Raw genomic sequence first — 622 nt, forward strand, 5'->3', positions numbered from 1 at the left:
CTAAATTCTTTTTCCCGTCACTTTGCTCTTTTAGAACCTCCTTCGCCAGAATGGGAAACAACATTTGTTCTGCAATTCCCTCAACAAGAATGAGACCACTTGCGAACAACAAGTTTGACTTAGTTACATCCAACCATCGGTTGATAAACTGTATACTTCCGTCAGGAAGTCCACATGAACGCAACGGTGTGGCTGTTGGTGAACTAGATTTAGATAGGTGTATTATTGAGTCGATTTCCACAGAAGAAGCCAAGACGGTTGAGTGACTGGTGACTATGACTTGAACATTGTTATTTTTATCTGCAACTGACTTTAGATAATTTAGAAGCCTAATCTGCAATTGAGGGTGTAAGTGAGCTTCTGGCTCTTCAATTAGCAATAATTTAAACAGGGGTTGTTCGTCTTCTCCATCATCGTCATTAAGGGTTAGCTCTGCGAGGATTGAAGCTATGTATAGTAGGTTGTTATATCCAAGGCTATTTTGACTTAAGCTTCGGAATAAATCTTGGTCATCCGCTGTCATGTCAGGGAAAAATAGGAGCGTCAAACTTTCGGCTATTTTGGTAAAGTCGCTTTCAGCAAACTGAATTCGAGTTTTCTGTCCAAAATGATGACCTATTGC

At 40.2% G+C, this 622-nt stretch carries 1 protein-coding gene; it reads right to left on the bottom strand.

Features of this window, described 5'->3' with window-relative positions; all coding sequences use genetic code 11:
• A partial coding sequence (locus R7Z50_RS28670) for an ATP-dependent nuclease (protein WP_318149903.1) occupies positions 1-622 on the bottom strand: 622 nt, incomplete at both ends.

The organism is Vibrio sp. 1249-1, assembly GCF_033340495.1.